Origin of the sequence: Streptomyces sp. NPDC006384, from assembly GCF_042870695.1 — a bacterium.
Taxonomy (GTDB): Bacteria; Actinomycetota; Actinomycetes; order Streptomycetales; family Streptomycetaceae; genus Streptomyces.
The window spans coordinates 1-2,687 of record NZ_JBIAHR010000059.1; the positions used below are offsets into that span (position 1 = coordinate 1).

Sequence of the window (2,687 nt, forward strand, 5' to 3'; positions counted from 1 at the left end):
ACCGGCCGGGCCTGACCCTGCCGTGCGCTGCGTTCACACTGAAGGGCGACGTTGAGGTGGTGGCGGGTGACGAGGGGAAGCAGGCCGCCCAGCCGCGCCGCGGCCCACAGGTGCTCAACGGCCGCCTCCAGCGCGGCTGCGGCCTCGCCCCGGTTGACGAGGTCTTGCGAAATGTGACCTGCCACGTGGGCAAGTTGGTCGGCGAGCTCGGCGATTCCCGGGTCGTCGAGCACGGCACAGCCCCACTTCGCCGTAGCCTCCGCCAGTTCCTCGACTGCTCGGGAGCGGGCGGGCAAGCAGCGGGCGGTCAACGCGTTCATCGAGCCATCATCACCCGGTCCGCGCCGTCACGTGAGAGGTTGACCGAATCCGCTGCGAGGGCGGCGCTGCTGGCGCCGCAGCGCGAGGTACTGAGCTGCGCGACCGCCCGGCGCCGCCGATACCTCGCTCCCAGTGGCCCCGTACGCCGGTAGCGTGGCGGCGCAACGGACGGCACAGAGCAAGGCGGGTTGAAGTATGAGGCACGGCCAGAGCCGTCTGTCGTCACTGAACCGAGTCGAGTTGCGGCGCCTGGACATCGACCTGCCGACGGTCGTCGAGGCGAAGGTCCAGCTCGTACGTGCCGGGACGGGGAAGTGGCACGTCCCGGTTCCGGAGGGCAAGTCCTGGGGGCACTGCCAGCACGCGACCAGGCTGTCGGGACGAGCCCCGGATCAGGTCGTGGTACTGGAGGCGCTGGCCGAACTGTGCTCCGGCTGCGCCGGCGCCGTGGAACTGCCGGACGGGGCCGAGGTGTTGTGGCAGGCGCTGGAGCAGATCCTGCGGGCCGATGCCCGCGCGACCGAACTCGCCGGCGCGAGCGGACCCCGTACCTGGCCGTCGTACGCCAAGGCGCTGGAACGGGCGGCCCGGCACGACGATGCCGCGGTGCGGGCCCTGCTCAAGCCGGTCCTCGATCATGCCGAGCTCGGCGCCCAGGGGTGGCGTGCACTGCAGGCGTGGACCGCCGTGGTCGAGCGGTCGGACGAGGCACTGGCCGCGTACCGGGCGGCCGCTCCGCCCGCGACGGCCACCGCGTCGGTGACCGCGGCCTGTGACGCGGTCGCGGCCGACCGGAAGGTGCACGAGGAGTCCCGAGCCCTGGGCGCCGTACTCGGAACCGGTCACGGATACGGGTACGGGCGGCCGTCGCTGGAGTTGTGGGCGATGGTCCGGGCGGCCTGGACGATGGCGCGCGAGCAGGGCCGGGATGCGGGCGGAGCGCTCGACTACGCCTCTGCCGTGGTGGCCAGTGAGTGGGGCAAGGCCCGGGTGCGGGATGTGACCGCGCTGCCGCTGCCGGCGCTGACCTGCGCGGCGGGGCACGCTTCGCCGGCCGCGTGGGCCGAGGCCGAGTTCCACCACCAGTGGCACTCCTTCGTGCAGCGCTGGTGCGCCCGTCTGGAGGCCGAGCTCGCCGGGACGGCGCAGGGATCGGACAAGCAGCAGCTGCTGCTTGTCTGCGGCTGGCCACTGACCGGGCCGCACGATCGTGATCTCGCCTTTCTGGCCCAGTACGAGCAGATCGGGCCGAGGGTGCCGTGGGGCGCGGGGCGGCGCTACAACCCGTACGGGGAGAACCTGACCGCGGACGCGGTGGTCCTGGCGGTGCCCGAGTTCGCCGCCGAGCGTGCGCTCGAGCACGCCACGGGTCAGCGGGGACGGCTGATCGCCGGCGAGCCGCTCGCCGCGGGCGGCTTCACGCCGGACAGGCCCGCTCCTGCGGTGCTGGGCGCGGCCCGTGCCCTGCTGCGGACGGCTTTCCCCCTGCTGACCGAGGACGTCGCGCAGGACGGCCGGCGCCCTCGGCCTTCCGAGCGGGTGCGAGAGGCTCGCGCGCTGCTGCGCGAGAGGCGCGAGGCCCAGCCGGTGCACTGGGCGCCTCAGCGGCAGGAGGACTCCCGGTGGCGGTGGAAGCAGTCGTTCGAGCTGGGGCAGTGGATCTGGGTTCCGGACGACACCGCCGCCGGTCCGGCCGGTCAGGAGCTGCGGGAGCTGACCGAGCCGTATCCGCCGCGCGGCGTCATGCGGCTGATCGTCGAGACCGGCGTCCGTAGCAAGGCGGCGGTGCACGTCTTGTACGGAGCCGTCGACGGCTGGGACTCGCGTCGGCGCGTGCTCACCTTCACCGCGCGCGACACCGAGCACCAGCTGAGCGTGCCCGTGCACCGGATCGTGGGCCTGACCGGTGACCGCGACCGCCGCTCGCACGACGGCCCGCTGTGGGAGGAGTACACGCCTCCCTCCCCTCACCAGTACCGCTACTGATGATCCGGCCTGCGAACGCTGTCAGGTCAGCAGCCGTACTGCTCCAGGATCTTGCGGGCGGCGGCATCCGCAGGGACAAGGTGCTGCAGGCCGCCGTCGACGGCGTGGTCCAGGCGCAGCACGGGCAGGCCCTCGGCGATGGGGTCGATGACCATCCGGCCGGGGTGATCGTCCGCGAAGGTGGTCTGGGTGCGGTCGAGGTTGTACGGCGTGCTGTACAGGCAGCGTCCCGGGCCGCCCAGTTCGCGTTCGTAGCGCTCCACGGCTCGGGGGAACAGCGTCTGAGCCCAGTCGGGGGCCGAGCTCATGATGGTCAGCAGGACGATGCCGGCGACGATGCTCTGCCACAGGTAGAGGCCGAAGCGGGCGAGCAGCCGGTG

The 2,687-nt window shown here is 72.7% G+C and carries 1 protein-coding gene and 2 pseudogenes; 1 reads left to right on the top strand and 2 read right to left on the bottom strand.

Annotated elements, in window-relative coordinates; translation table 11 throughout:
* A pseudogene (locus ACFYOJ_RS36240) lies at positions 1 to 320 on the bottom strand (hypothetical protein); the annotation flags it as partial.
* 196 nt (positions 321 to 516) lie between these two features.
* Here ACFYOJ_RS36240 and ACFYOJ_RS36245 point away from each other — a divergent pair.
* Positions 517 to 2,307 carry a hypothetical protein gene (locus tag ACFYOJ_RS36245; RefSeq protein ID WP_356557840.1) on the top strand — a complete coding sequence of 597 codons (1,791 nt, stop codon included), beginning with the start codon at positions 517 to 519 and terminating at the stop codon, positions 2,305 to 2,307.
* A gap of 26 nt (positions 2,308 to 2,333) precedes the next feature.
* Here the strand turns inward: ACFYOJ_RS36245 and ACFYOJ_RS36250 are convergent.
* Positions 2,334 to 2,687 (bottom strand): annotated as a pseudogene (locus tag ACFYOJ_RS36250) (hypothetical protein); the annotation flags it as partial.